Source organism: Bdellovibrio sp. (assembly GCF_036384735.1).
Classification (GTDB): Bacteria; Bdellovibrionota; Bdellovibrionia; order Bdellovibrionales; family Bdellovibrionaceae; genus Bdellovibrio.
The window spans coordinates 18,247-44,741 of sequence record NZ_DASVLT010000072.1 but is presented as its reverse complement, the minus strand read 5'-3'; the positions used below and the strand labels follow the sequence as shown (position 1 = coordinate 44,741).

The 26,495-nt window shown below is 44.7% G+C and carries 26 protein-coding genes; 24 read left to right on the top strand and 2 right to left on the bottom strand.

The genetic code is table 11. From position 1 onward, the window contains the following. Positions 1-50: 50 nt before the first annotated feature. A complete protein-coding gene (locus VF412_RS19780; RefSeq protein WP_331341007.1) occupies positions 51-1,958 on the bottom strand; it encodes a DUF4105 domain-containing protein in 1,908 nt (635 codons plus the stop codon). Positions 1,959-2,152: 194 nt separating this feature from the next. On the opposite strand from VF412_RS19780, the gene VF412_RS19775 reads away from it, so the two are divergent. Beyond that, positions 2,153-2,482, top strand: a complete 330-nt coding sequence (locus tag VF412_RS19775; RefSeq protein ID WP_331341006.1) for a hypothetical protein — start codon at positions 2,153-2,155, stop codon at positions 2,480-2,482. A 10-nt stretch (positions 2,483-2,492) separates the two neighbouring features. Then, a complete protein-coding gene (locus VF412_RS19770; RefSeq protein WP_331341005.1) occupies positions 2,493-3,698 on the top strand; it encodes a hypothetical protein in 1,206 nt (401 codons plus the stop codon). A 56-nt stretch (positions 3,699-3,754) separates the two neighbouring features. Here VF412_RS19770 and VF412_RS19765 read toward each other — a convergent pair whose 3' ends face one another. After that, entirely contained in the window at positions 3,755-4,348 is a 594-nt protein-coding gene (locus VF412_RS19765) for a pyroglutamyl-peptidase I (protein WP_331341004.1), read from the bottom strand. Between the two features lie 86 nt (positions 4,349-4,434). Between VF412_RS19765 and VF412_RS19760 the strand changes: the two genes are divergently transcribed. The 22 genes from VF412_RS19760 (at position 4,435) to lepA (ending at position 26,494) form a co-directional block, all read left to right on the top strand. Beyond that, positions 4,435-4,833 (top strand): hypothetical protein, encoded by a 399-nt coding sequence (locus VF412_RS19760; protein WP_331341003.1) that lies wholly within the window; start codon positions 4,435-4,437, stop codon positions 4,831-4,833. Positions 4,834-5,029: 196 nt separating this feature from the next. Next, on the top strand, positions 5,030-5,509 hold the full coding sequence (locus VF412_RS19755; protein WP_331341002.1) for a KdsC family phosphatase: 480 nt from the start codon (positions 5,030-5,032) through the stop codon (positions 5,507-5,509). Between the two features lie 3 nt (positions 5,510-5,512). Then, a complete protein-coding gene (locus VF412_RS19750) occupies positions 5,513-6,256 on the top strand; it encodes an outer membrane beta-barrel domain-containing protein (protein WP_331341001.1) in 744 nt (247 codons plus the stop codon). A gap of 12 nt (positions 6,257-6,268) precedes the next feature. Then, entirely contained in the window at positions 6,269-7,084 is an 816-nt protein-coding gene (locus VF412_RS19745; protein ID WP_331341000.1) for an outer membrane beta-barrel domain-containing protein, read from the top strand. Further along, a complete protein-coding gene (locus VF412_RS19740; RefSeq protein WP_331340999.1) occupies positions 7,081-8,649 on the top strand; it encodes a hypothetical protein in 1,569 nt (522 codons plus the stop codon). The genes VF412_RS19745 and VF412_RS19740 overlap by 4 nt, the downstream gene beginning before the upstream one ends. Positions 8,650-8,651: 2 nt before the next feature. After that, complete coding sequence (locus VF412_RS19735; RefSeq protein ID WP_331340998.1) at positions 8,652-11,825, top strand: tetratricopeptide repeat protein; 3,174 nt, start codon at positions 8,652-8,654, stop codon at positions 11,823-11,825. Next, the gene (locus tag VF412_RS19730; protein WP_331340997.1) at positions 11,825-12,685 is read left to right on the top strand and encodes a tetratricopeptide repeat protein; all 861 of its coding nucleotides are present in this window, start codon (positions 11,825-11,827) and stop codon (positions 12,683-12,685) included. The genes VF412_RS19735 and VF412_RS19730 overlap by 1 nt, the downstream gene beginning before the upstream one ends. 20 nt (positions 12,686-12,705) lie before the next feature. Next, a complete protein-coding gene (locus VF412_RS19725) occupies positions 12,706-13,050 on the top strand; it encodes a hypothetical protein (protein WP_331340996.1) in 345 nt (114 codons plus the stop codon). Beyond that, the gene (locus VF412_RS19720) at positions 13,047-15,146 is read left to right on the top strand and encodes an AgmX/PglI C-terminal domain-containing protein (protein WP_331340995.1); all 2,100 of its coding nucleotides are present in this window, start codon (positions 13,047-13,049) and stop codon (positions 15,144-15,146) included. Before VF412_RS19725 ends, VF412_RS19720 begins: the two co-directional genes overlap by 4 nt. Before the next feature lie 96 nt (positions 15,147-15,242). Further along, complete coding sequence (locus tag VF412_RS19715) at positions 15,243-15,908, top strand: MotA/TolQ/ExbB proton channel family protein (protein WP_331340994.1); 666 nt, start codon at positions 15,243-15,245, stop codon at positions 15,906-15,908. A gap of 96 nt (positions 15,909-16,004) precedes the next feature. Further along, positions 16,005-16,478, top strand: a complete 474-nt coding sequence (locus VF412_RS19710; protein ID WP_331340993.1) for a biopolymer transporter ExbD — start codon at positions 16,005-16,007, stop codon at positions 16,476-16,478. After that, positions 16,479-17,078, top strand: coding sequence for an ExbD/TolR family protein (locus VF412_RS19705; RefSeq protein WP_331340992.1), 600 nt, complete (start codon positions 16,479-16,481; stop codon positions 17,076-17,078). Between the two features lie 83 nt (positions 17,079-17,161). After that, positions 17,162-18,166, top strand: coding sequence for an LPS export ABC transporter periplasmic protein LptC (gene lptC / locus VF412_RS19700; protein ID WP_331340991.1), 1,005 nt, complete (start codon positions 17,162-17,164; stop codon positions 18,164-18,166). Then, complete coding sequence (gene lptB / locus VF412_RS19695) at positions 18,163-18,885, top strand: LPS export ABC transporter ATP-binding protein (RefSeq protein ID WP_331340990.1); 723 nt, start codon at positions 18,163-18,165, stop codon at positions 18,883-18,885. Before lptC ends, lptB begins: the two co-directional genes overlap by 4 nt. A gap of 54 nt (positions 18,886-18,939) precedes the next feature. Then, complete coding sequence (rpoN, locus tag VF412_RS19690; RefSeq protein WP_331340989.1) at positions 18,940-20,376, top strand: RNA polymerase factor sigma-54; 1,437 nt, start codon at positions 18,940-18,942, stop codon at positions 20,374-20,376. Positions 20,377-20,461: 85 nt separating this feature from the next. Next, positions 20,462-20,959, top strand: a complete 498-nt coding sequence (locus VF412_RS19685; protein ID WP_331340988.1) for an adenine phosphoribosyltransferase — start codon at positions 20,462-20,464, stop codon at positions 20,957-20,959. Positions 20,960-20,975: 16 nt separating this feature from the next. Further along, a complete protein-coding gene (locus VF412_RS19680) occupies positions 20,976-21,524 on the top strand; it encodes a 5'-nucleosidase (protein ID WP_349259018.1) in 549 nt (182 codons plus the stop codon). Between the two features lie 114 nt (positions 21,525-21,638). After that, positions 21,639-22,190 (top strand): hypothetical protein, encoded by a 552-nt coding sequence (locus tag VF412_RS19675; RefSeq protein WP_331340986.1) that lies wholly within the window; start codon positions 21,639-21,641, stop codon positions 22,188-22,190. Positions 22,191-22,279: 89 nt separating this feature from the next. Continuing rightward, the gene (gene hpf, locus VF412_RS19670) at positions 22,280-22,630 is read left to right on the top strand and encodes a ribosome hibernation-promoting factor, HPF/YfiA family (protein WP_331340985.1); all 351 of its coding nucleotides are present in this window, start codon (positions 22,280-22,282) and stop codon (positions 22,628-22,630) included. Between the two features lie 77 nt (positions 22,631-22,707). After that, complete coding sequence (locus VF412_RS19665; protein WP_331340984.1) at positions 22,708-23,331, top strand: hypothetical protein; 624 nt, start codon at positions 22,708-22,710, stop codon at positions 23,329-23,331. A 118-nt stretch (positions 23,332-23,449) separates the two neighbouring features. Further along, entirely contained in the window at positions 23,450-24,613 is a 1,164-nt protein-coding gene (gene metK, locus VF412_RS19660) for a methionine adenosyltransferase (protein ID WP_331340983.1), read from the top strand. A gap of 81 nt (positions 24,614-24,694) precedes the next feature. Beyond that, positions 24,695-26,494, top strand: coding sequence for a translation elongation factor 4 (gene lepA, locus VF412_RS19655; RefSeq protein WP_331340982.1), 1,800 nt, complete (start codon positions 24,695-24,697; stop codon positions 26,492-26,494). Position 26,495 lies beyond the last annotated feature (1 nt).

Below are 26,495 nucleotides of genomic sequence, written 5' to 3'. Positions count from 1 at the left end.
AAATATGAATTGAGAAGGCAAGGCCGTTTCCTGAAAGGGGAGCGGCCTTTTTAATTTCTCATGCCTTGAGAGAAGATTTCGATGTTCGCGCGAGTTTGTGCTATGTCATTAGATCCGTACAATTTAATCAATTGCTGAATCAAGGCATCGATAGCGGTTTGATTTTGATCACGCTTGTCTTGAATATGGTACAGATAATCTTGCACCTGTGAGAGCTCTGGCTGTGACGGAATTCCGTAGCCGACTTTTGCAAGGCTTGCAGGGCCCGTTAACTCTTGATCAAAAGACAATGTCTTAAGAATCTTATCGACAAAGCTCTTTGTTTGTTGTCCCGCCGCAGAGTTCGGATCGACATCACCCTCTAAGAACTGATTGTAAGTGCTTTGAGTCACCTGCTTCAAAAGATATCTTTCCATGAATAGGAAGCCAGCTGCCCATTTTTTACGAGACAAAGTATCCTTAAAAGTCGTGCTGTAGTAAAGCTGACGCCGTTCATCCACCGACATCTTACTCCATTTTTTAATAGAGTAGTCATTGCCGGAAAGTTGATTGATAACAGCAAGAGCTTGATTCAAGGATGCTTCATAAGAAGCAAAGAAATAGCCTTTTTCCTTAGCGGCAGATAAGTCATCAAAGTTGATCTCGTTGCTGATCAAGTTGTGAGCCTGAAGTTCGCGAAGAACTGCTTTCGGCGTCTGCGTTCTGACGTTCATCATTTCCGGACGAGCCAAGCCTGCTTTGAACAGGTTCATAATTTCAACGGCACAGTTGTTACTTAAGAAATAGTAGTTGTTATTGTAAGACCAGTGAGTTTCAACCGCGCGCTCGAGGAATGCTTTGATCTCATCTCGGGAAAGTGACATCGGATAGCTGTAAAGGTCGCGCAGTTGAGTGATATTGTATTCGTCGATAATTTGCGGGAATGGGATAAAGAACAGACGACTTGAATAAGCCCCTGTCAAGCCAGCCCAACCATTGATTTGAGGGCTATCAACGAAAGCACGGAATGAAAGAACGATATGATATTGAATATCTTTAAGGCAATCAGGACCGACGACTTTCCTATCAGGAGCGCACATCACTACGCGAACCATTGAGTGGCCGAACGCACTCATCATTCCAGATCCAGCACCTGCCAAAAGATAGTGAATGGCGTAAACACGACTTGGATCAATGACACGAATGGCATTTTGAGCCTTGTCGAAGTTTGGATCGACGAACGCAAGTTCCTCTTTACAAGGCTGATCCCCGTATGGCTCCCATTGGAAGTGCTTAGCCAGATATCTATAGATGGAGGGACGACGACATTTATATTCACGGTCTGTGACAAAGTATTCCATATTCACAGCAAACATTTCTTTGGGATTTGTTGCCTCATAGGGATCTGGTGAACGGTAACCAAATGTCGTTGCATCTGAACGAGCACCTTTGCCGTTCAAAGTTTGATACCAGCCCACAGCATCTAAGAAGTCGGGCATTGTTGATACAGTTGTCTTTGTATTTTGATAAAGTTCGCAAGCGTCTGGAATGGCATAATCACGGTTGTGATCTTTCCATATATCACAATCCCACATTTGATCTTTGATCTGAGACGGAACAATCTTTAAGAAATCGTAAACGTGGGAAAGCTCATGAATAATAGTACGAGTCACGAGTTCGTCACGATCTAGAATGCGTGAGTTCAGAACGATTTGTCCCTTCGAGTTGACCTCTCCGGCCACGTGTTGATCCATCGTTACGATTTGAATTTGATAATGATCGAATTTTACCTGACCTTCCAGGCGGATTTTCATCAGCGGAGGTAAAATAGAATAGGCACCAAGAAAAGCTGTAGCGACTTGATCTTTTTGAGTGCGTGTTGCAGCTCCTTCAATAGTAAAGCGCGGTCCCGGACCCGTTTGAGCCCAAGCCAATGAGGCCATTAATAAAGTGACTATATATATAGATAAGGCGCGCATTTTCATCTTCACATATATAGAGCAAGGACCACACCCAAGAGAGTGAGGATATATGAGCTTTGTGTGTCTAGACCGTAAACAGGAGGACTGACAATTGTTGTCAAAACAGGGTGTTTCAAAGATGAAATGGGATAGATTCATTTTGAGACGGCATATCCGTTGCTTAAAGGACAGCGTCACTAATGGAGGTTTCTGTGAAAAAGGTATTATTGTTGTCTCTTGTTATGTTTGGCTCTGCAAATGCTTTGGCTGCGGCAACGAAGTCAACTGCAACGTCAATTGTAGAGAGCGTATCTTCATCATCTTACTCTAAAGTAGAGTGCAGCATGGAAGACTACTCTTGCCAAAAGTTGATCCTGGATATGGGCCGTCAAGAGGCTTTGAGCCGTGTTCTTTCAGGCGACACTGGCAAAATGTCAGTTGTTCTTGAACAGTCGATTTCGATCGTTCGTCAACAGGATGCAACTGCTAAAGATCTTTCTGATGAACAAATCGTAGATATCTTGGCTTCTCAACAGCAATAAGGAATACGCCATGAAAAATATTTTGACGTCACTTATCGCGTTTTTCGCGGCAGCTCCTGCGTTCGCGTATATTACGGCGAGCTCGGGATCGAAAGCTCCGATTGATTTCAATAAGCGCACTCACATCATGATCGTGGGTAACGGAACTGACTTGGGCAATGCTTTGACTCAAGCAGCGACGGCCCAGGCTAAAAAATATAATGAAATCTATCCAGACGATCAGGTTTATTTGATTTCTGTGAACGAGACCGGCAAGGATCAAGACATTAATGATCTTCAAGATTTTGGCTATCAGAACATCACCGAAAAAGGCAAAGGCTTTAAGTCTTCAGATGTATTCAATGAAATGAGTGCATTCAAGAAAATCGCTTCTTTCGATGTGTTCTCTCATAGCGTAGCTTATTACGGTGTGATCCTTGATGGTAAATTCAACCGTTTAGATCCACGTGCCGATGGTTATGAAAAATTGGCTGGCAACTTTACTTCCGATGCTTATGCATTCCTTCATGGTTGCAACAGCGGTTTCTTGGCCGGTGTGTTTTCTAACCAATGGGGCATCCCAGTCGCGGGTTCGTTCACTGGTACGGATTTCCAATATCTTTATGATAACAAGGGATTCTTTAACGATGACAACCGTGCTCCATCAAATTCTAAGAAGTTGAAAGTGAACAATGTTTCTTACGAAAAGAACATTGGTTGTTACACAGGCGCGTGCTCTCGTATGATGCCGGATAACTTTGGTTACCATGGTTTCTGGGGCGAGTTCGATGACGGCGGTCTTGGTTTCTACAAATGGTTCTGCGTTAAGAACTCTGAACAGCAATGTTTCAAAACGATGGCGCGTGCAGCAAGAGGTTATATCTCTGTAAAACCACTTCGTGAGAACTCTTCTATCGAAGATTACAAAGAAGTTGTAACTGATTGGTTGTGCCCAGAGAACAAGAAGGAATCATGCCGCAAAGCTTTGGATAACGCTCTTGTAACAGGCAACAGACAGTATGATCCGTTTGGTTCTAAATCTTTACAATGTACTTTCAAAGGCTGTAAAGCAGCATTCAGCTGTGATGCGATCAAAGCAGTAGGTCTTTTGAAATCACAATCTTGCACAATGAAGAATCTTCGTACGACAGATAAAACGACGACAATCGTCGACGAGTACGATGCTTACTTGAAAGGTTTCAAACTCCTTCAAGCTGAAGCTTCTGCAGGAAAATAATAGCTTTTAAGCAGAAATCTCCCTCCCTTGAAGCCTCGGTCGAAAGATCGGGGCTTTTACTTTTTCATCAGTGTAATAAGCGCAGACAGAATTTCGGATTGAGTTGCTAAAGGCATACTCGGCATCTCGGGTTTGTTTTCAACTTGTTCTGGCAGGTAAGGCACATGTACGAATAAAGCAGGGATTTTATTTTGTGTTAATGAATGAATGACCCTGTAATAAAGCGCATTGCAAACATAAGTTCCCGCAGAAAATGAAACTGTCGTGGCTCCGATTTTAGAGAGCTCATCCTTCCAGTCATTTGGGAAGAAATCGCTGATGTAGGAGGCAGGTGCAGAGTCTATCAAAGTTTTTTGGGGAAGTTTGATACCGTCTTCGTCTTGCAGGGAGTTTTCGCTCCAATTTAAGGCCACACGCTCGAGACAGACAGAGTTCCTTCCACCGGCTTGGCCGATCATAATAACGGCATCGAAGGGGCCATAAGATAAATAGTGCCGCTGTAAATCTAGAAATGATCTTTCGTAACTTACAGGAAGTACCAGGACATCGATATCTGAAAATCTTTTTCCGAGCTCCAAGGCGAGAATTTCACTGGGATTGATAGGTTCTTTAAGAAAGGGCTTAAATCCCGTGACCAAAAGTTTTTTCATTTCGAGATCCTTTCCTGAGTGGTGCCTTGATGATAAAATACATGTCTCTGGGAAACCAAGAGTAAATTTTTTGAAGGAACCTCGTCATGGAAGCCATTGGAAAGATTATTAGTTCGGTGATCAGTAGTTTGCTGGTCTCAATTATTTTGTTTCTTGTCACATATTCTTTTATGACCGGAGAATTCCCGCCCAATTTAGCTCGTTTGAAAAAGGGTTATCAAAATTTGCACGAGATGGCTAAGGTCAGCCGACAAATTCATGAAAAGGATCTGCAATTACGGAAACAATATCAACAAACCGGCGCCGTGAGTGACGAAGACCTGCAAGCTTTGCAGGAGTTGAATCTTCAGCGTGCCGATATTGGTACAAATTTGTTGGGTGCAAATTCAGGATCTTCTGATGAGGTCATGCAAAGGCAGATTCACGCCTTAGAAAAAAGGGTCAGTCACCTAGAGGCCGAATTGAAGCGCCAACACTCCAAATAATGAAGTGAGAATGAGTTGCTCGAGAGTTTTTGTGGAGACTCTTCCTTAAATGGTCTAGCAAGAGAAAACAACGGTACATAATTATTCTTGAACAAGTCTTAAGTCCTGGCGGCCCAAAGTCCTGTATCTCTGTGAGTCGCTTGCCGTCTTGTATATAGTTTTCCACAATGATTTAGTGGGAATAGAAATATCAAAATTGAAAAATATCAAGATGTTGGTCCTCGACGTTGATGGCGTATTGACTGACACACGGCTATGGTATGACGGCAAAGAATGGCGTCGTTTTTTTTCGATCCGCGATGGTGTGGGTATCAAACGTCTTATAGATTCTGGTTATAAGTTAGCTGTCATAACAGGTAGCAAGGCCGAAGATATCCGCGTGCGTGTGAAAGCTCTTGGTATTCAATATTTCTATGAAGGGGCTCTTGATAAAGAACCTTCATTCTTACGGCTTCAAGAAGATTCTGGAATTTCTCCCTCTGAGATGGCGTATGTCGGTGATGACATTTTCGATATTCCCATGATTCAGGAGGTGGCATTTGGCGCAACTGTGCCTGAAGCTGTTGATGAAGTTCTTGAGATTGCGGATTACGTGACTCGTCGGCCGGGTGGATGTGGAGCCGTCAGAGAAGTTTGTGATTACATCTATAAACATGGGGCCTTTTCAGGTAGGTAATTCATGCTAAAGAATATTTTGAAAGCTGGAGTCATCCTCATCAGTGCGTTTTTTTTACATCGCACAGCTTTTGCTGGAGACGTTGTCGAACTTCCTCAAGAAGAACTTGCAACGGAATCCGTATTGCCGGTTTTTGATAAACCAGTGAGTGTGAAGAATAGAAATATCGTCACGGCGAAACGTTGGGACGCTGATGTATTTTATAGCTATGCGATGACAGAACCTATCGCCAATGTCAGCAAGTTTGGCGCGGCCTTCTATTATAATATGAATGAAGACCACGCTTTGGGTTTGATGCTCGCGAAAAACTTTTCGGGTCTTTCGAGCTATGCAAATCAACTGCACAGCCAATATGGCTTGGATTTCAGCCGTGCCCCACAACCTCAAAGTTCTTACTTATTGGACTATAATATCAAGGCTTTCTACGGAAAGATGAGTTTATCGAAGTCTATTGTGTTTAACACTTTGATGTATGGTTCTTTGTCCGCCGGCGCCATTCAATATCAAAACAAAACTTATCCGGCGGTTGCCGTTGGTCTTGGTGAGAAGTTTTTCTTCTCGAAACAATGGGCGTTGCGCTTTGACTTGCGCTTGTTTGCGAATCAGGCGCCGGTTCCCTTCCTGGCGGATGCTCTACACGATGGATCTGCGGGACATACCGCTGATCCGACTCCATCTTATTCCGACTTTAAAGAACGTCTCACTTACACGACAACGCTTGATGTGGGCTTGTCATATTTATTTTAGGGGAGTTGAAAGATGTTGAACAGAAATCTAGTAACAGCTTTGCTCCTTATTAGTTTTGCAGCTCCAGGAGTTGCAAAGGCGCAGGCCAAAAAAGACGGCGATGATCTTGATGTGATCGAGTTGGAGTTGGATAAATCGGCTCCAGCAAAACCGAAGGAGACTCCGGCAGCGGCGGCTTCTTCCACCGAGGATACTCAGGATAATAAGCCTTTGACGGACTTTAAAGGTTTAGGAACTTTGTCGCCATTTAAAGAAGTTTCTATTATTCAAAAGCGTTTTATGCCAAAAACGGGTCGCTTCCAATTATTTGGTGGTGTCTCTTTGGTTACCAATGATCCGTTCTTTAATACTTTCGGTGGTGTGGCGAAGGCTGCCTACTTCTTGAACGAAACTTGGGGCGTAGAGTTTAACTATTTCGCTTTGACGACTTCCGAGCGTCAATCAACCAAAGAACTTCAAGACAACAATAATGTAAAGACCGAAAGCTTGGCTTATCCGAAATCTTACTTCGGTGTGGATCTGATGTACGTACCTATTTACGGCAAAATGACTTGGTTTAATGAGCGCATTCTTCCATTTGATTTGTATTTCTCTGCTGGTTACGGTTCGACAGCGACATCGACAAATGAAAATGCGGGAACAGTTCACGTGGCGACGGGCCAGATGTTCTCTTTGACGAAATCTTTGGCATTCCGTTGGGATTTCAGCTGGAACTTCTATAATGCAAGTGTTGTGGATCAGAATAACGTTAAGACAACGAACTCATTTAATAACTTGTTCCTGACAGTTGGTATGAGTTGGTTCTTTCCGGAGGCTAGCTACAGATGATCAAACTATTACCACTCCTGATCGCGACAAGTATGGCTTTACCTGTGGCTGCACAGGCGCAATCGACGAAGCGCTCGCCTAAAAAGTCTTCGGCATATCAAGCGTCTAATCGCGAAAGCCAGTTGAAATCTCAGTTGAGTAATGCTCTTCGTATGGCTCAAAGTGGGCAATACGAGGGGGCTGCGAATGCGCTTTTTTCGCTCGCAAGAAGACCTGAGCTTGCCGCGGAAAGACCGCAAATTAAATACATCCTCGGAACTATGTTGATGGAGTTAAAACTATATCAGACAGCAGCGTTCCAATTCGTAGATGTGATCCGTATGAATCATCCGAAGTATTCGAAACAAGCGATCGAGAAGCTGTCGCTGGTTGCGGATACCTTGGGTGATGACACGATCCTGAACTATGCGATCTCACGCGTGGATGTCAACGATATCCCAGCTAATCAAAAAGACATGATTTACTTCCGCTTGGGCGAGATCAAAATGCGCAATCACGATTATTCTCACGCGCAAGATCTTTTCAATCGTGTCAGTCCTAGCAGCAGCTATTACTTCCAAGCACTTTACAATAAAGGCTTGGCAGAGTCGGAAGCGAATCAACCTGCGCTGGCGGTTGGTACATTTAGAAAAATGTTAGACGCCCGTCGCAGAGCACCTGTGACAGACACGAATCGTGTCGAGGCTCAATTGGCGTTGGCTCGTTCACTTTATCAAAAGCAGGATTGGGAGGCTTCCATCGAAGCATACTCTCAAGTGCCTCGTGATACGGTAATGTGGCACGACGCGGTTTTCGAGCAGTCTTGGGCAATGCTTCGTGCCGCGAGATTCCGTTCAGCTTTGAGTAACTTCCAAACTCTCCACTCGGCATATTACGAAGACTTTTATATGCCGGAGAGTTTACTTCTTCGCTCCATCGTATACCTCTACATCTGTAAATATGACGAGATGGAAAAGGTTTTGGGATTGTTCGAAAAAACGTATGGCCCTGTTCGTTCTAAGATCGGTGACTTCTTGAGGTCGACAAATGATCCAATGGCGTATTACAGCGAAATTGAAAAGGCATACGTGACGAAAACGACAGATAAAACACCAAGTTTGCGTCTGCCCTATATCGTTCTAAAAAATATTCTTGATCAAGGTGATGTGAAGCGCTCGATGCACTATCTAGAAAGATTGGCGGCAGAGAAAGCGCGTGTGGATGGCAACTACGCATTCCGCGCCTCAGCCTTGGGCCAGTACTCTTTAAAGATCATCGCAAATCGCAGTAAGAATACGAAAGTGTCTGTCGGCGAAATGGTGAAGGCTCATTTATTGAATATGCGCGCCGAGCTTCGCGATCTCTATGAACAGGCGGGCTTCATCCGTTACGAAATGATCAATGGTCGTAAGGAAAGTATTAAAAAGAAAATTGCTGGTAAGGATATCAATGAAGGTCAAATCGATGAAAAGATGGACCGTCAGTTCTATATCCAAAATGGTTACCAATATTATCCGTTCCAGGGCGAATTCTGGTTGGATGAAATCGGAAACTATCACTATCTAGGAAGACAGAGTTGCGAGTAATTATGAAATTCAACAGACATCAACTTCTTATTTCGAGTCTTGTATCTGTACTTTTCCTAAGCCCGTTGGCTGAGGCGAAGAAAAAGACAGTAGGTGAGCTGTTGTCTCAAGCAAATCAGACAAGTCGTGGCGGCAATGCTCAGCAGATGTCTAAGACAGATACTTCATTGCCAACGACGAATTTGGGTTTTAACCAGCAAGTGAACGCGGTCAATCTTGAGTCGGTGAAGCCACCGCGCTCGTCTGAGCTTATGCAAAGAGATGGTGGCAGTGACAAAGTTCAATACGAGCGTATCTTGGACCAGCAGATTCAAGAGCTTTATAAACTGACACAGAAATTCAAAACAAGCCCGAATCGTGGAGAATTGTGGCTTCGTTTGGCCGAGCTTTATGTAGAAAAAGCAGGCTTGGTCGATGGCCGTCGTCAGGATGAGTACGATGCAAAGCTTAAGGCCTTCGAGTCTGGTAAAACAAAAAAGAGACCGGTTCTAAACACGGCCGAAGCACGTGAATACAATAAAAAAGCTGTCCAACTTTACGAGTGGTTCCAACGTGATTTCCCTCGTGACGAAAAGATGAGCCAAGCATTGTTCTTCCTTGGTTACAACTATTTCGAATTGGGTGACGTACAAAAAGGGGCTCATTATTATGAAGAGCTTACTCGTCGTTTCCCGAATTCACCGTTTGTAGGCGAAGCGCATTTTGCCCTGGGTGAATATTATTTTGAAAACGAAAGATGGGCACCCGCCTACAAAGAATATTCTTATTTGATCAAAGATAAGAGACATCGCTTGAACACTTTTGCGACTTATAAAGGCGCGTGGTGTTTGTTCCGCTTAGATCGCGTGCAACAGGGTATGTCTTATCTCGAATATATCATTAAATCCGGCAAAGCGGAGACCGGTGATCAATTGGCAGGAAAGAAAACTGTGAACCGCACACGTCTGGAAGGTGAAGCTCTTCGTGACATCGTCGTTTTCTATGCAGAGGGCGGCGATCCTGCAAAAGCAGCGTCTTACTTCCGTGGTCTTGTGGGCGACAATATCAATCCATATCTGGAAAGATTGGCTTATCAATATGCGGATCGCGGCAACAAAGATGCTTCTCGCGATGTATTTAAGCTTTTGATTTCACAAAGTCCGAACTCACCGAAAGCGTTCGAGTACCAATATCAAATCGTTCAGAACTATTATTACGGCAAGAATACGACTCGCTTTAAAGATGAACTTTACGGTTGGGTTAAAGATTACGATGCAAATGGTTCTTGGTATGCTGCTAATAAAGGCAAGCCTGATTTGATCGCAAACTCTGATAAGCTTCGTGAAACGACTTTACGAAACTACGTTTTGCAACAACATCAGACCGCACAAAACTCTCGTGCGCCATATTCTCAAGCTCAAGCAAACGAAGGATACCAACTTTACTTGCGTGAGTTCCCAACGGCTGCGGCTGTTAGCGACATGCACTTCTATTATGGTGAGTTGTTGTACGATATGCAGAAGTACGACGAAGCGGCTATCCAATATAAATGGGTTGTTGATAATTCCCCACAAAGCAAGTTTTATGGCAAAGCTGCGCAGAACTTGATCTTGTCTGTTGAAAGAAGCATGCCTACAGACCAAGAGATGCAAAAACGAGTGGGTAACTCCATTGATCCAGTTCCTCTTGAGCCCAAAGTGGAAAGATTCATCACAGCAGGCAAATGGTATATCGAGAAATTCCCGAATTCCGATAAAACTGCGGAAATTAAATTCCGTATCGGTCGTTTGTACTATCAAAGCAATCACTTTGAAGAGGCAACTCAATACTTCCGCGATATCGTGAAGCAACATCCAAATACGAAGCAAGCAGAATACTCTGCCAATCTTCTATTGGATATCTACAACTTGAAGAAAGACTACGCGGGACTTGAAAAAACAGGTTCCGAACTGCTTGCCGTTCCTTCGATTGCTGCCTCCAAAGCAGGGTCTGATATTCGTGGCGTTTTGGAAAAGGCGTCCTTCAAGCGTGGGCAAGATCTAGAGGTAGATAAGAAATACGCAGAAAGTGCTCAAACCTTCAATGCCTTTGCAAAGCAAAATCCCAAATCGACTTTGGCAACGACAGCTTTATTCAATGCTGGCGTAAACTATGAAAGAGCTGGCATGACCGCTCCGGCGATTGCGGCTTATCAAGGTGTTTTGCAATCGAAAGATCCGGCGTCAGATAAATTGAAATCAAAGGCGCGCAGACTTTTGGCAAAGCAATATCAAGATTCGGCTCAATTTGAAGAGGCTGCGAAACTATACAAGCAAGCGGCTCTTGAAAATCCAGCTGATCCTTTGTCGCCAAACTTGATGTTCAATGCGGCGTTGTTGTATGAGGCACTGGGAAAACCGGACGAATCAATCCGGGCATATACAGAATTCACGAAAATGAATAAGAAGCATTCCGATAATGTTGAAGTGGCCTTCAGCATGGCGCAAATACATCGCAAAGCAGGACAAAACCACGCAGCGTTAGATCGATATGTAGAGTATGTAGAGACAGGCGGCAAGGATCCTGAAAAGGTTGTTGAGGCTGCTTATTGGGCAAGTGAACTTTATCAAAAACAACGATCAATCACGAAAGCTAAAGAATGGCGCCAAAAAACTTTGGCGATTCAAAAGCGTCTAGCTCCGAATAAAAAAGGACCCGGCGCTTCCTTTGCTGCGAAGATCAAATTGGCCGAGGCCACTGAAACTTTCGGAGAGATGAAGGCAATCACATTCCCTCGTGATCCAGCGAAGCAAAAGGCGGCGGCTGATAAGAAAGTTGCTTTGTTGACGAAGCTGACAAGCGAACTTGTTGATATCATCAAGTACGACAGCGCTGAGGAAATCGTGAGTTCTTTAACATTGTTAGGCGATGCAAATCAAAACATGGCGCAGTCGCTATTAAATGCTCCGTTGCCTCCGGGATTGAACGCCGATGAAACGAAGCAATACAAAGCGGGAGTCGAGAAGTTTGCTGAGCCGTTCAACAATAAAGCGAAAGACAGTTATAAAGCGGCGGTCGAGCGCGGTTGGGAGCTCGAGGTTTACAACGACTCGTATAAGAAAGCCTACGACTACATGAGCAAACAAGATCCTAAGACTTATTATGACGGCGGGGAAGTCAGCTCTGATATTCGTCTTGTGAATTGGATAGGTCAGTAATGAAAAGAATCATCCTTGTATTAGCATTGATGGGATTGGCTGCATGTTCTTCGACTCCAACGAAAGAGTCGAAGACGGATTCTGCTGCGGCAAACGAGAAGGTCACTGAAGCGCCGGTTATAGAAAAAGACGTGGATGTACCTTCTGCTGCTTCTGAGGCAGTTCCGGAAAAGCCCAAAGCACCTGCGGTGCCTTCGCAGTATGCCCCTCTGAATGAGGCGATCAAAGCACAAAGTGACGACAGAATTTATTCAGCGGCGACTCAAATTCTCACTCAGTCGCCGAATGATGCGAAAGCGCTGAATGCTCTTTCAATGTACCACTATAAAAAAGGACGCTTTGAGCTTTCCCGCTATCTTTTGGGTAAAGCCATTTCGGCGAACCCAAAAATGGGCGAGCTGTATTCAAACCTTGGTATAGTCCAGTTGGCTCAAAATGAGCGACGGGAAGCAGTCAAGTCATTCCGTAAAGCCTTGGACATCAACAGTGACGATCCGGTGGCGGCCGCAAATTTAGGTGCCATCTATGTGCAAGAAAAAGACTATAACAAAGCGAGTGTTGTTCTTGAAACGGCCTACAGAAAAGGCGTTCGCGATCCACGTGTCTTGAATAATTATGCGATAGCATTAGGCGCGACAGGAAAATTAGATAAAGCTGATGAGTTGTATAAATCTATCTTGAAGGACAACGCCAATAATAAAGAGGCGATGTACAACTATGCTATCTTGTTAGTCGATCGCATGGGGAAATACCAAGAAGGCTTGGACGTCATTAACAGACTAAAGTTTGTAGGCGGGCCTTCAGATACTCGCAATAGAATTATTGCTTTGGAAAATAAGGCGAAAGCTGGTTTAAAATAGAACGAAGGGTCGGGTAGAGTATGTTGCAATCTTTTAAGATCATCACAGTTATGTTTGCTGTCACGTTCGGCTCTATCTTTGCATTTGCCCAAAGTGATCAACCGGAAGCGCCGATGGTGCAGTCGACAACAACGACAACTATTAGTGGTGGGAACACTTCGTCGAATACAGTTCGTAAAGAACGTAAAGCGCAATTGAACTTCGAGGACGAATTAGTTGAAGGTTCTACGCAGAAGCCGGAACTTTTTTATCTCTTCCAAAAGAAGAACTTCAACTACAAAAGATTGATTAAGCTTAGAGAAAACTTTTTACCCGAGATGAGAAGATCAGCAGAAGATGTACAGCGGGTTCGGGGTGCTAATTGAGATCGCCGTTAATATTTAGAATTTTTAAAAACAATCAGTTAGTCGGTGTTAAACAATTCGATCAGGATCAAATCGTGATTGGACATAATGCCGATGTAAACATTGATTTGGATTCTGACCAAGTCTCTCCGATTCATTGCTTGATCGAACGTCGCGATAATGGCTATTACATCTGCGATTTAGGATCTCAATCAGGAACTTTCAAAAACGGCCAAGCTGTTTTGGATGAGTCTGTATCATCGGGTGATGAACTTGATATTGGTCCTTTCAAAATTTCTTTCTTCATCGGTGTGCCAAAGCCGCGTGCGACGCCGGGTGCAGCGACTCCGGAAGCTCCGACATCCGTTGTTGTTGCTCCTGTGATGCCGACTCCAAAACCTGAGCCTACTATGCCTCCGGCAGCGGTTGTTAAAACGGAAGAGATAAAAATTGCTCCCACCCCGGTGATTCCCGTTGAAACTCCGAAGGTGGAGGAAAAGCCTGCAATCCCGGTTCGTCCCGCGATCAAGGCTGGTAAAGACAACTTTAAAAAGAAAAAATCCGGAAAAACTTTTGCGCCTCCGAGCGAAGTGCAGGATCTTAAAACTTATTTGAAGCCTGGGAAGGGTGCAGTTGTTCAAGTCATAGTGGCTTGGAAAGAACGCATTCTTACGACTTATCACTATAAAGGCACGAAGCCTGTAAAGGTGAATGTCGGTGGTGATCGTGATTTGGCTTTGCCAGATGGACTTGTGCCAAAAGGTTTTCAAATTATTGATCTGACAAATGGCCTTCGTGTGAATACGACGGGCGAGATGGGCGTTGAGATGGTATCATCCGCAGGCTTGCAGCCTGTTGAGGATCTTTCTCGCTCTGGAAAAGCTCAGCGTGGTGGTCAAGGCTATTCAGTTCGTGTTGATCAAAATGAAATGCTTTGTGTAACTTTGCCGGGCGGAAACATCACTTTGTATGTTCGCTTTGTGCCACAGGCTCCAGTTGTTCCGATGATGCCACCTTTGCTTCTTTCGGGTTCCGAGATGACCGGTGTCGTGATGTCTATCGTTATGGTGGCATTGCTAGCATTGTATATTTCGGCAACGACCCCGAAGGATTGGCAAGAGAACAAGCAGGAAGATGTTCAGCGTATTGCACAGGTTATCTTCAATAAACCAGTGCCGACGCCGACACCGGCTCCCAAACCAAGTCCGACTCCAACACCTACGCCTCCTCCACCAGTTGCGACTCCTCAGCCGCCTCCTCCAGAGAAGAAAGTGGTTGTTGCGGATCAGAACAAAGATGCTCAACGTAAAGGTCAGACAGGTCAGCAGGCGGCTAAAGCTCAAGTGGCAGCTAGAGCTAGCGAAGTGGCTCCGAAGCCAAACGCGAAGGATCGTACGAAAAAATTCACTTCGACTCGTCAGGGTGGTGCGGTGAAAACAGGTCAGACTGCTGGTGCAAATGCGCAGTCATCGAATAAAGATCTTTCGAAAGTGGGACTATTCAGCGCCTTCGGTGGCGGTGGCAATCGAGCGAATATCGACAAAGCTTATTCTGGCGCGGGTGAAGTTCTTGGCATGGCTGACAAGGCCTCAGGAAACTCGGGCTTCAATGAAAACCGTGCAGGCGATGATCTTGGATCTAAATTCAAGGACTCGGGTGCTGGCGGAAAAGGAACAAGAACAGAGGGTATCGCAGGTATCGGAACGAAAGGTCGTGGGTCAGGTCAATCTGCCTACGGCGCAGCTGAAGGTTTTGGATCTAAGACCTCTGTTGCAATTGCCGGTGGCGGTTTCGAGGAGTCTTTCGATGCGACAATCGACAAAGAAGCTATCCGTCGTGTGATTCGCGCGAAACTTCATGAAGTGAAAAGCTGCTATGAAAGAGCACTTAATACTTTGGAAAAAGGTCGCAAACTTGAAGGTAAAATCGTGTTGGGATGGGAAATCATCGAAAAAGGTCAGGCTCGTAACGTCAAAGTGAAGAGCTCGACCTTGAACAGCCCAGAAGTTGAGAACTGTGTTCGTCAACGTCTGGCAAGTTGGATCTTCCCCGAGCCGCCGACGGGACTAGTTGCCGAAGTCCAGGCATACCCATTCGTATTCAATCAACAGAACTGACTTGTACTCCGAGTAAGGAAGTCTAAGACGGTTTGAAAGTTTGTTTGGTAGAGTTAGATTTTAAAGATTTATAGAATTGTTTTTTAAGGAGAACCCATGAACCCAACAGTAACAGCAGACAACATGAATTTCTTCCAGCGTGCATTCGCTGAGGGCGGTATCGTCATGTACGTAATCGCCGCTATCGCGATTCTTGCGATCATCGTCATCGTAGATCGTTTGATGAAACTTAAAAACCTTTCTGTGGATAAAAAAGAATTCACAGATCAAATCTTCCGCATGGTTGTTGCGGGTGATCTTCGCCAAGCTGTGAGCTTTTGCGATGCTCGTCCGGCTCCATTAACGAACACTGTAAAAGCTGGCCTTGTTCAAGCAATGAACAAACGCCCAGATGAAGAAATCCAGGTGGCAATGGATGCTGCTGTGATGAGAGAGATGCCAAAAGTTGAAGGTTGGGTTTCTTTCCTTGCGGTATTCGGTAACGTAGCAGTACTTGCGGGTCTTCTTGGAACGATCATTGGTATGATCGGTTCATTCCGAGCGGTTGCTGCGGCAGACCCTGCAACCAAAGCATTGGAACTTTCAAAAGGTATTTCCCACGCCTTGAATTGTACGGCGTTCGGTCTTTTGGTAGCGATTACTTGTATCGTTGCTTACGGTTTGTTCCAGCATCGCATTCAAAAAACAGAGAATGAAGTTGTTGAGACAAGCATGACTCTTTTGAACCTAGTGGTTGCAAACCGCGAGAAGATTCGCGATTAGCTTGCACTCCGGCTTCGCCGGAGTAAGAAAGTCTACTCTCGGTTATTGTGGGGTAGCGAGTTTGAAATGGATTTTTGAATTTAGATTGAGGCAAAAATGGCTCACATAGATACGGGCGGCGGCTCGGGTCGCAATAGAAATATCGAACTAAATCTCGTGCCTTTCATCGACTTGATGAGCGTGCTTATCACGTTCTTGTTGATCACGGCTGTGTGGACTCAAGTATCTATGATTCAGATTGGCAGTTCCATGTACGGAAAGAAATCTGACACGCAACCAAGTCCAACTCCACCGCCTAACGCGGATGTGGTGTTGAAGGTTGATGTGAAAGAGATCGGCTATGTTTTAACTGTTGGGAAACAAGTGATCAGTCTTCCGATGCAGAATGGCCAATTTGATGACGCCGGCCTTGTTGCGCAATTGCAGCGAGTGAAACAGCTTTATCCCGAAAAGATCGATGCCGTCGTAACGGTGGCAGACGCCATGCCTTATGAGCATTTGATCAAAGCGATGGATAATCTTTTAACCTCAGGTTTCTCGGCGATTTCAGTCGCGACTGGAGGAAACTAGATGGCTATCTTTAGACCCGGTGAAAGACACCGTTATCACAATATTCTAAGCAAAAGAAAAGGCAAACGTGACGTCACTGCGATCCTGTCTTTGACTGCGATGGTGGATATGTTCACGGTACTAGTGATCTTCCTTTTGCAAAACTACAATGCGACGGGCGAAATTCTTTATATCCCGAAAGAAGTGGTTCTTCCGAAGGCAGCCAGTGTGCGAGAATTGAAGCCAGCCCACGTTGTGACGATCTCAAATAAAGAAATCCTTTTGGATAAAGACGTTGTTGCAACTTATGACGAGGTGAAAGCTTTAGGTTCAGAGGATTGGAATATCCAAAAGCTTCGCGATCAGTTGACAGATGCTTTGCAGAAATCAAAAGCTGAGCAAGATAGCAAACTGCAAAACAAAATCCGCGACGTTGTCGAAACAACAAAAGGTCAAGACGGCGCAGACGATCCTAATGCATGGAGCAAAGTAACTATTCAGGCCGATAAAGGAGTCGATTTCCTTACGGTCAAAAAAGTACTGTTCACTGTCACAGAGGCCGGCGCTGGCGAAATCAATTTCGCAGTGACTAAGCTTCCTCAAGAGTCGACTTCTAATTAAACATCGTTTAGGATAAAAGGGCATCTCTGCACTCTCGCGATAGAGGGTGCAGGCGCGAACGTTTGGGAGAGTGCCTTTTCACTATGAAAAAAGTTTGGAATTACGTTTTTATTGCTCTCTTGGTCTTTCTTTTTGTGGAAGTCCTGATCGTATTCCCATCCAAACTTCAACACGACGATGATAAATCTGTTCGCGAGCGCGTCGAAAAGCAAGAGGCAGAAAAATCAAAAAATGGTGGCAAACCCGGAGAGCCTTCTTCGTTATCAGATCAACGCTTGGGTGGTGTTCACTTAGTGGAAAGCCAACAAGGCATGCGCGACTGGGAACTTTTTGCGAACTCTGCCGAAGGAAGTCAGGCCTCGGGGAATTGGAAGCTTCATCAAGTAAAAGTCCTTTTCTATAATAAAGAAAAGGTAGAGTTCACGGTGACGGGCGATCAGGGTTCTATCGATGCAAAGAGCAAAGATTTGAGTATTATCGGAAATGTGACCACGACATCCGTAAACGGATACACTTTCCAATCTCCGTCGGTGTATTACTCTTCGGTGAAGCGTCAAATTCAAAGTCCTGAAGATGTGACGATGAAGGGTCCAAAGGATAAGACCGGAGAAGGCATGGTCCTGAAGGGTCGCAAAATGCTGGTTCTGGTTGATGAATCGAAAATGTTTATTCAAGAACAAGTTTCTGCTCGCAAGCCGATGAAAGATGGCAAAGCTTTTGACATCGTGGCCGACGGAGCCGAGTTCAGCGGGAAAAATCGCGAAGCCAAATTTCTAGGTAAAGTACGCATGACATACGATAACATGCGCTTGGAAGGACCCGAGGCGTCGTTCCTTTACGGAAGCGGTGCGGATATGTTGAGCTCTGTTGCCGTCAAGGGTGGTGTCAAAGTGAGCGATGCAGATAAGTTTGCAACTTCCGAGAGCGTAAACCTAGACCTTCTTGCGAACAAATATGTTTTCAAAGGCAGCCCTAAAATCATTCAGAATAACGATGAGCTGACCGGCGAAGAAATCGTTTTTCTCGAGGGCGGAAAAAAGGTTAAGATCGAAAAAGTACGTGCAAAGATGGAGAACAAAAAACGATGAGCATGCTCACCATCAAAGACATTTCAAAGAGTTTCAAAAAGCGTAAGGTCGTTGATGGCGTTTCATTTTCCGTCGAGTCTGGCCAAGTCGTCGGTCTTTTGGGACCAAATGGGGCCGGAAAAACGACTTCGTTTTATATGGTTGTTGGTATTATTCAATCCGATACCGGCGCTGTGAATTTGGACGAGGAGCCATTGGCTGCGTTGCCGATGTATAAACGCGCTCGCGCAGGTCTGAGTTATTTGGCTCAAGAACCGAGTATTTTCAGAAAATTGACGGTAGCTGAAAATATCACAGTATCCCTCGAGGCCCATGGTTACAGTGGGGCTCAACGTGCGGAAAAGCTTGAGCAGCTGATCGGCGAGTTCCGTATCGACCATATCCGAGATAGTTATGGTTATGCTCTATCAGGTGGTGAGCGTCGTCGGGTGGAAATCGCGCGCGCTTTAGCAGGATCGCCGAAATTCCTCCTCCTGGATGAGCCGTTTGCGGGGATCGATCCTATTGCGGTCGCTGATATCCAGAATATCATCCGCGAACTTAAGGCCAAAGGTATAGGAGTTCTCATTACGGATCATAACGTACGTGAGACTTTAGGTATTTGCGATTATGCTTATATACTGAAGGACGGGAAGATCCAGGTTAGCGGAAGTTCTGATGAAATTGCAAATTCGGAACTCGCTCGCAAGTTCTACCTGGGTGAAAACTTTAAACTTTAGAGCAACGGCTTTTGTGCCCGCGCTGCAGTAGCGTTTCGTTAAGAAAGGAATTCAATGGCTCTCAGACAGTCGATGAACCTGAGCCAGTCACTTGTCATCACTCCACAGTTGCAACAAGCCATCAAGCTTTTGCAAATGTCGCGTATGGAGTTGGAGTCGGCAGTGCGCTCTGAGCTTGAAGAAAATCCTATTCTTGAAGAAGCAGAGATGCTGAAGGACGAAGACCTTCAACGCACGAAAGAAGCTGCAAGCGAAGTTGATCCTGGAACTGAAACTGCTAACGATCAACATTCTCAAGATCCACAAAAGCAAGACGAGTTCGAGTGGGAATCTTATATCGAAGCCAATCAGAAACCGCCACAATCAGGCATGGCCGGCTCTGAAGAGATCATGAACTATGAGAACGTCATCACGGCGTCTCAAACTTTGCATGACCACCTTTATTGGCAAGTAAAAATGAACGGCTTTTCTGAAGAGGAAGAGCGTGCTGCGGATGCCTTGATCGGTGCGATTGACGACGATGGTTACTTAAAAGTTCCATTGGATCAAATCGCTGAAGAAGAAAAAGTTGAATTGCCTTTGCTTGAAGACACTTTGACGTTGATTCATGAATTTGATCCTCCAGGTGTTGGTGCTCGTGATTTGAAAGAATGCTTGTTGATTCAAGCTAAGCATCTTCAAGAGGACACTCACGATCTTGTGAATCTTTTGAATAATCACTTAAAAGATCTGGAAAAGAAGAACTACGAAGCCATTGCGAAAGCCATGGGCCGTGAGGTGGAAGATATCATCGAGATGTGTAAGATCATCTATGCCATGGATCCTAAACCTGGTCGCGCCTTTGTCAGCAGTGATACTCACTATGTGACGCCAGACGTTTATGTTTATAAAGTCGGTGAGGACTATGTCGTATCTTTGAATGAAGACGGACTTCCGCGTTTGAAAATTTCGAACTTCTACAAAAATATGTTGAAGGGCGGAAAATCCACCGGGGACAAAACTCAGGATTATATCCAAGAGAAACTTCGTTCGGCAGTATGGTTGATCAAATCTATCCATCAAAGACAAAGAACGATCTACAAAGTGGCTGAGTCCATCGTAAAACATCAACGTGAGTTTTTCGAAAAGGGCTCCGAACATTTGAAGCCTATGGTGTTGCGTGATATTGTGAACGACATCGGCATGCATGAATCCACGGTGTCACGTGTAACAACGGCAAAGTATGTTCACACGCCACAAGGGATTTATGAGCTCAAATATTTCTTCAACTCAGGTATCAGCTCTTCAGATGGTGATTCATTAGCCAGCGAATCTGTGAAAATCAAAATCAAAGATTTGGTGGCAAAGGAAGATACGAAGAACCCACTTTCAGATCAAAAGATCGTGGATCTTTTAAAACTGGAGGGCATCCAGATTGCTCGTCGTACGGTTGCAAAATACCGCGACATGCTGAAGATCTTGCCTTCATCGCAACGTAAGAAATACTTCTAAAGCGCCTGCAACGGCGCTTTGGTCTTCAACTTTCCGACATTTTAGGTTACAACGGCACTGAGCTCGCAAGTGTGGAGGTGTTGCTGTGGATTTAAAATCGTTGATTCGTGACGTGCCCAATTTCCCCAAAGAGGGAATTCTTTTTAGAGACATGTCACCACTTTTGCAAAATCCCAAAGCGCTAGATTTCGTTTCGCAAAACCTGGTGAGTGAAGTGGAACTTGCAAAGATCGATTATTTCGCGGGGATTGAGTCTCGCGGATTTATTTTGGCTGCTCACTTGGCAGCAACCCATAAAAAAGGTTTCCTGCCGATTCGTAAAGCGGGCAAGCTTCCTCCACCGACAAAACGAATCAGCTATGCTTTAGAATATGGAACAGCAGAAATTGAACTGCCAGTGGGGCATGGTCGTATCATGATCGTGGATGATGTTCTTGCGACGGGCGGTACTTTGCAGGCGGCTATCGATCTAAGTACTCTTGCAGGATACACGGTAGAAGCGGTTGCTGTGCTTGTGAATTTGAAGTTCTTGAACACAATGAAATTTAATAACAGAGAGGTCTTCTCCCTTGTTCAATATTAAAGATGTTGCCTTGTTGATGGCTCTGCAAAACGAGTCTCAAGGTCTTTTTGAAAAAGAAAATGTTCCGGTGTTCTACACTGGCATTGGTAAGGTGAATGCGGCGTTAACGGCGATGGATGTCGTTCACAAGACTCAGTGCAAAGTCATCATCAACTTAGGCACGGCGGGCAGTGGGAAATTTAAAACTCACGAGCTTGTGGAAGTTTCATCTTTTGTTCAGCGAGATATGGATATATCTCCTCTTGGATTTAAGGTGGGCGAAACTCCATTTGATCCACTTCCGGGAGCGATCGATTTGATTCCTTATTTCCCAGAACTGCCAAAAGGTGTTTGCAGCACGGGAGATAATTTTGAAACGGGAACACCGAAGTTGCCTTCAGATCTGGTGGATATGGAAGGTTACGCCATTGCGAAAGTATGCCGTAAGATGGGCGTGCAAATGATCTCTTTAAAGTACATCACGGATGGCGCGGATCATAATGCGCACAATGATTGGGCTGCTAATCTTATTCCTGGTTCGCAAAAGTTACTTCAGTACTACAAAAAAATGGTAGAGCTTATTTAAGCTCTACTGTTATCAGTTCGACACTTTTTAAAAGTTTTCAAAAATTCAAATCTCAGATTGAGACTTTGACCAAAACCCACTCATCTTTAGTCTAGGGCCGCCGATAAGTTTTTTATGAGAGCGGCCCTTCGTATTTTTTCAGTCTCTGTTGTAGCATTGATCGGTTTGTCTTTGGGGTACAAGAGTGCCCTGTTCGATCAGAAAAAAGCAGCGACTGTGATGAGTCAGCCCGAGGCTGAAAGGCTTCGTCAGAAGGCGCAGTTTTATTTTCTTATGCGCAACTATCAAGGTGCGTTGGATCTTACTCAAAATATCTCTAAAGAAAATCCAGAGTACGACAAAATTCAAATCATCCGCCGCATGGCTCAATATAAGATAAGCAAATCAAAGAGCAAAGAGTCGGCAAAAAAATCCGTCATCACTCAAGCGTGGGACTACGAACATTATCCATCCGCGGTACGAGATTCTTTGTTTGATTCCCTCTATGCAAGTTCCGAAGGGCGCTGCTTTGATGCCTTCAAGGACATGCAGACCGTTAGTAAATATACCAATGTGAACTACGATCAGTGGATTTATGACAATTGCAAAGAAACTCGCGAAAAGCGGGTGCCTGCTTCTGTCCAAGCTTTGGAAAATTTAAAATTAACCGGAAATAAAAGTTACTGAGTCTCAAAATAGAGCTCATCTTTGGTCTTGCTGGGCCGATAAGCTTTATAGAACATAGGCCTTGAAAGGGGCCGTAAAAGGAGAGAAACATGAAACTCAACTATACCTTTAAGCACCTCGATCATTCCGACTCTTTGCAGACATATACGGAAGACAGAATGTCAGAGATCGGGCGCTTTTTGCTTAAAGAGGGTTACGGCAGCGTCTATTTCAGCAAACAAAAGAATGAATTCTGCGTAGAGATTTCTGTAAATACGCGTGAAAAATATTTTAAAGCGACCGCGTTCGGCATGGACATCTACTCGGCCGTGGATGCCACTGTTGAAAAGCTCGAAAAGCAATTCCTTAAAACGAATAAGCAATTCAAAGAACATAAAAAACCTGATCTGACGAAAGAACGTCGCACGGAAACGGCAATTCGCTTTAGAAAAGCGGCTTAGTCTTAAGATTTCTTAAAAATTAGAAGTACTGACAATAAAAGGTGGTTTAGGACCGCCTTTTATTGTTATATGGGCCTATGACAGATGTTAGGCCTCAGAACGTTTCGGAAAACTGGCTTTTCACCTCGTCAGTTTCTGAAGATGAGCAGATTCGTGCCTACAAGCACCGCTTGTTGGTGATGATCACCTTCATCACAGCGCTGTTGATGTGGACTTATGCCTTTATCTCCTCCATTTTTGTGAAGGGGACGCTATTACCTTACATTGGCTTCGGGTGTTCGATAGTGCATTTATTCTCGCCCTGGGTCTTCAAGAAAACCAAATCGATGACGGCTGCGGCCTATAACATGGTCACAGCAGGGATTATCTTCCAATTTTCATTCGCATTTTTCACAGGCGGTTTTTATTCGCCAACTCTAATTTGGTTCGCCGTATTGCCAATGATTGTAGGCATCTTAACAAATAAGGCGCACGCAATTTTGTGGACTTTGATTTCCACGGCGGGCGTGGTTTTGATGTATTGGCTTCAGAAAGAGGGCATTTGTCCTTCTGACTCTCTGTCGGATTTGGCCAAAGTCACATTACAGTTCCTGAGTTCATTGGGACTGATCGGTCTTATTGGTGGCTTTACCGTGTCTTTTATTGAGCTGAGCTATTTTTACGGCAATCGAAGTAGGGTAAAGTCCAATCTTGACCCCTAAATGCGAGTTTGATAGGTTGCGAGCTCGCAATACACTGTTTTACACTCTGACTCGTCAGAGTAGGGTTCCAGCTTCGCTGGCTTTACAACATCAACTTCCCCAATGAGGAACAAAAGAAGTGAAAAACTATCTTTTTACGAGTGAATCTGTTTCTGAAGGACATCCGGATAAAATGGCAGACCAAATCTCCGACGGAGTTTTGGATGCAATCCTAGCACAAGACCCAAAAGGCCGTGTTGCTTGTGAGACTTTATTAACAACTGGTTTGATCGTTGTAGCGGGTGAGATTTCTACGTCTGCAAAAATCAATATGTCTGAAATTGCTCGCGATGTTGTTAAACGCATCGGTTACGATCATTCAGATAAAGGTTTCGACTACAAAACTTGCGCAGTGACTGTAGCAGTTGGTCAGCAATCTCCAGACATCGCAGTGGGCGTGAAAGAGACTCTTTCTGACGACCAAGGCGCTGGTGACCAAGGTTTGATGTTCGGTTACGCAGTTAACGAAACTCCAGAGTTGATGCCTCTTTCAATCTCTATGTCTCACAAACTTGTGAAGGACTTGTCTGCTCTTCGTAAAGCAAACAAAGTAGACTGGTTGCGCCCAGATGCTAAATCACAAGTGACTGTTCAGTACGTTGATGGCGTTGCAAAACGTATCGACGCGATCGTTATCTCGACTCAACATGCTGATAACGTTTCAAATGCAACAATCAAAGAATTCATCACTGAAGAGTTGATCAAAAAATCGATCCCTGCTCAGTGGATCGATGCAAAAACGAAATTCTACATCAATCCAACAGGCCGTTTCGTAACGGGTGGTCCAATGGGTGATGCGGGTTTGACGGGTCGTAAAATCATCGTAGACACTTACGGTGGTCACGGCGCTCACGGTGGTGGCGCGTTCTCTGGTAAAGATCCTTCGAAAGTGGACCGTTCTGCCGCTTACGCAGCTCGTCACATTGCGAAAAACATTGTCGGTGCGGGTTTGGCAGATCGCTGCTTGTTGCAAGTGGCTTACGCTATCGGCGTTGCTGAACCAGTAAGCATTTCTATCAATGACTTCGGTACAAGCAAGGTGGGTTCAGAGATTCTAGAGCAAGCGGTTCGCAAGGTATTCGACTTGAGACCAGCTAGAATCACTAAGGATTTGGATCTTTTGAGACCAATCTACTCTCCAACGGCTGCTTACGGCCACTTCGGTCGCACTGAAGAGACGTTCACTTGGGAACGTTTGAACAAAGTAGAAGAATTGAAAGCGGCAGTTAAAGGCCTAGCTTAAGTTCTCGAATTTTAAAGTTTTTTATCAATGTGCGCCGAGTTGTTCCTAGCAACTCGGCGCTTCTTTTATATAATGGCGCAAATGGATCCTAAGTTTATACGTAACTTCGCAATTATCGCTCACATCGACCACGGTAAATCTACTTTGGCGGATGGTCTTCTTTCTGTAACGGGTTCTCTTTCTGATCGTGAAAAGAAGGAGCAATTCTTAGATAACATGGAACTTGAGCGTGAGCGTGGGATCACCATCAAAGCTCAAACTGTGTGCCTTGATTTCAAATCGAAAGATGGCAACGACTATCAAATCAATTTGATCGATACACCGGGGCACGTGGATTTTTCTTACGAAGTTTCTCGTTCATTGGCTGCTTGTGAAGGCGCGATCTTAGTTGTCGATGCTGCTCAAGGGGTGGAAGCGCAAACTTTGGCGAACGTCTACCTTGCGATGGAAAATAATCTTGAGATCATTCCTGTTCTAAACAAGATCGATCTTCCTTCTGCAGATCCAGAAGGTGTAGCAAGACAAATCGAAGACACTGTTGGTTTAGATACAACAGGAATCATTCACGCTTCTGCGAAAGAGAAAATCGGCATCACCGATATCTTGGAGGCGATCGTTGAAAAAGTTCCGCCACCGAAAGCAGATCGCACACTAACTCCGCGTGGTTTGATCTTTGACTCTTGGTTTGATGCTTATCAAGGTGTCGTTGTCCTTGTTCGTATGGTTGATGGCACAATCAAAAAAGGCGACAAAATTAAATTCATGGCGACAGATCGTGATTACGAAGTTCTGCGCATGGGTAAATACAAACCATTCCCTGCACCACAAGAAACTCTTGAGGCGGGCGAGGTGGGCTTTATCATTTGCGGTATCAAAGATATCCGTGATGTTAAAGTCGGTGATACTGTGACGGGCGCAAAACATCCAGCACCAGAACCTTTGGCAGGTTTCCAAAGAATCAAGCCAATGGTTTTCGCCGGTATCTTCCCGGTTGTTGCATCTGAATACGAAAGTTTGAAAGATGCATTGGATAAACTTTGTTTGAATGACTCGTCTTTGTCTTTCGAAGTTGAAAAATCTGCGGCTCTTGGTTTCGGCTACCGTTGTGGTTTCTTGGGCCTTTTGCACATGGAGATCGTTCAAGAGCGTCTTGAGCGTGAGTTCAATCTTGATTTGATCACGACAGCTCCGACGGTGGTTTATCAAATCACTCAAACGGATGGCACCGTGATGATGTTGGAAAATCCAGCAGGCATGCCGGATGAATCTAAAATTGCTAAATTCGAAGAACCTTACGTGAAGGTGACTTTGCATACTCCGACTGAATATATCGGCGGCATCTTGAAGCTTTGTGAAGACAAGCGTGGTGCTCAGCTTAAGATGGAGTATGTGAACGAAAAGAAAGTGATCATCGAATACAAACTTCCGATGAATGAAATGGTTATGGATTTCTATGACCGTTTGAAATCTATCTCTAAAGGTTACGCATCTTTGGAATATGAATTCATCGGTTTTGAAGAATCAGACCTAGTGAAACTTGATATCTTGATCAACTCGGAACCGATCGATGCCTTGTCATTGATCGTTCACAGATCAAAAGCAGTCACACGCGGTCGTAAGTTGACAGAGAAAATGAAAGAACTCATTCCTCGTCAGCAGTTCCAGATCAATATTCAAGCTGCAATTGGATCTAAAATTATCGCCCGTGAAACTCAAGGGGCGATTAGAAAAGACGTTACTGCCAAATGTTATGGTGGTGACATCTCTCGTAAGCGTAAACTTTTGGAAAAACAAAAAGAAGGTAAGAAGCGCATGAAGGCTGTCGGCTCGGTCGACGTTCCTCAGGAAGCATTCTTAGCGATCTTGAAAGTTGAGGACTAAC

Coding starts and splice junctions, on each gene's coding strand:
- VF412_RS19780 (WP_331341007.1), bottom strand. CDS start 1,958: ATGCGCGCCTTATCTATATATATAGTCACTTTATTAATGGCCTCATTG.
- VF412_RS19770 (WP_331341005.1), top strand. CDS start 2,493: ATGAAAAATATTTTGACGTCACTTATCGCGTTTTTCGCGGCAGCTCCT.
- VF412_RS19765 (WP_331341004.1), bottom strand. CDS start 4,348: ATGAAAAAACTTTTGGTCACGGGATTTAAGCCCTTTCTTAAAGAACCT.
- VF412_RS19760 (WP_331341003.1), top strand. CDS start 4,435: ATGGAAGCCATTGGAAAGATTATTAGTTCGGTGATCAGTAGTTTGCTG.
- VF412_RS19750 (WP_331341001.1), top strand. CDS start 5,513: ATGCTAAAGAATATTTTGAAAGCTGGAGTCATCCTCATCAGTGCGTTT.
- VF412_RS19745 (WP_331341000.1), top strand. CDS start 6,269: ATGTTGAACAGAAATCTAGTAACAGCTTTGCTCCTTATTAGTTTTGCA.
- VF412_RS19740 (WP_331340999.1), top strand. CDS start 7,081: ATGATCAAACTATTACCACTCCTGATCGCGACAAGTATGGCTTTACCT.
- VF412_RS19735 (WP_331340998.1), top strand. CDS start 8,652: ATGAAATTCAACAGACATCAACTTCTTATTTCGAGTCTTGTATCTGTA.
- VF412_RS19730 (WP_331340997.1), top strand. CDS start 11,825: ATGAAAAGAATCATCCTTGTATTAGCATTGATGGGATTGGCTGCATGT.
- VF412_RS19725 (WP_331340996.1), top strand. CDS start 12,706: ATGTTGCAATCTTTTAAGATCATCACAGTTATGTTTGCTGTCACGTTC.
- VF412_RS19715 (WP_331340994.1), top strand. CDS start 15,243: ATGAACCCAACAGTAACAGCAGACAACATGAATTTCTTCCAGCGTGCA.
- VF412_RS19710 (WP_331340993.1), top strand. CDS start 16,005: ATGGCTCACATAGATACGGGCGGCGGCTCGGGTCGCAATAGAAATATC.
- VF412_RS19705 (WP_331340992.1), top strand. CDS start 16,479: ATGGCTATCTTTAGACCCGGTGAAAGACACCGTTATCACAATATTCTA.
- lptC (WP_331340991.1), top strand. CDS start 17,162: ATGAAAAAAGTTTGGAATTACGTTTTTATTGCTCTCTTGGTCTTTCTT.
- lptB (WP_331340990.1), top strand. CDS start 18,163: ATGAGCATGCTCACCATCAAAGACATTTCAAAGAGTTTCAAAAAGCGT.
- rpoN (WP_331340989.1), top strand. CDS start 18,940: ATGGCTCTCAGACAGTCGATGAACCTGAGCCAGTCACTTGTCATCACT.
- VF412_RS19680 (WP_349259018.1), top strand. CDS start 20,976: ATGGCTCTGCAAAACGAGTCTCAAGGTCTTTTTGAAAAAGAAAATGTT.
- VF412_RS19675 (WP_331340986.1), top strand. CDS start 21,639: ATGAGAGCGGCCCTTCGTATTTTTTCAGTCTCTGTTGTAGCATTGATC.
- hpf (WP_331340985.1), top strand. CDS start 22,280: ATGAAACTCAACTATACCTTTAAGCACCTCGATCATTCCGACTCTTTG.
- VF412_RS19665 (WP_331340984.1), top strand. CDS start 22,708: ATGACAGATGTTAGGCCTCAGAACGTTTCGGAAAACTGGCTTTTCACC.
- lepA (WP_331340982.1), top strand. CDS start 24,695: ATGGATCCTAAGTTTATACGTAACTTCGCAATTATCGCTCACATCGAC.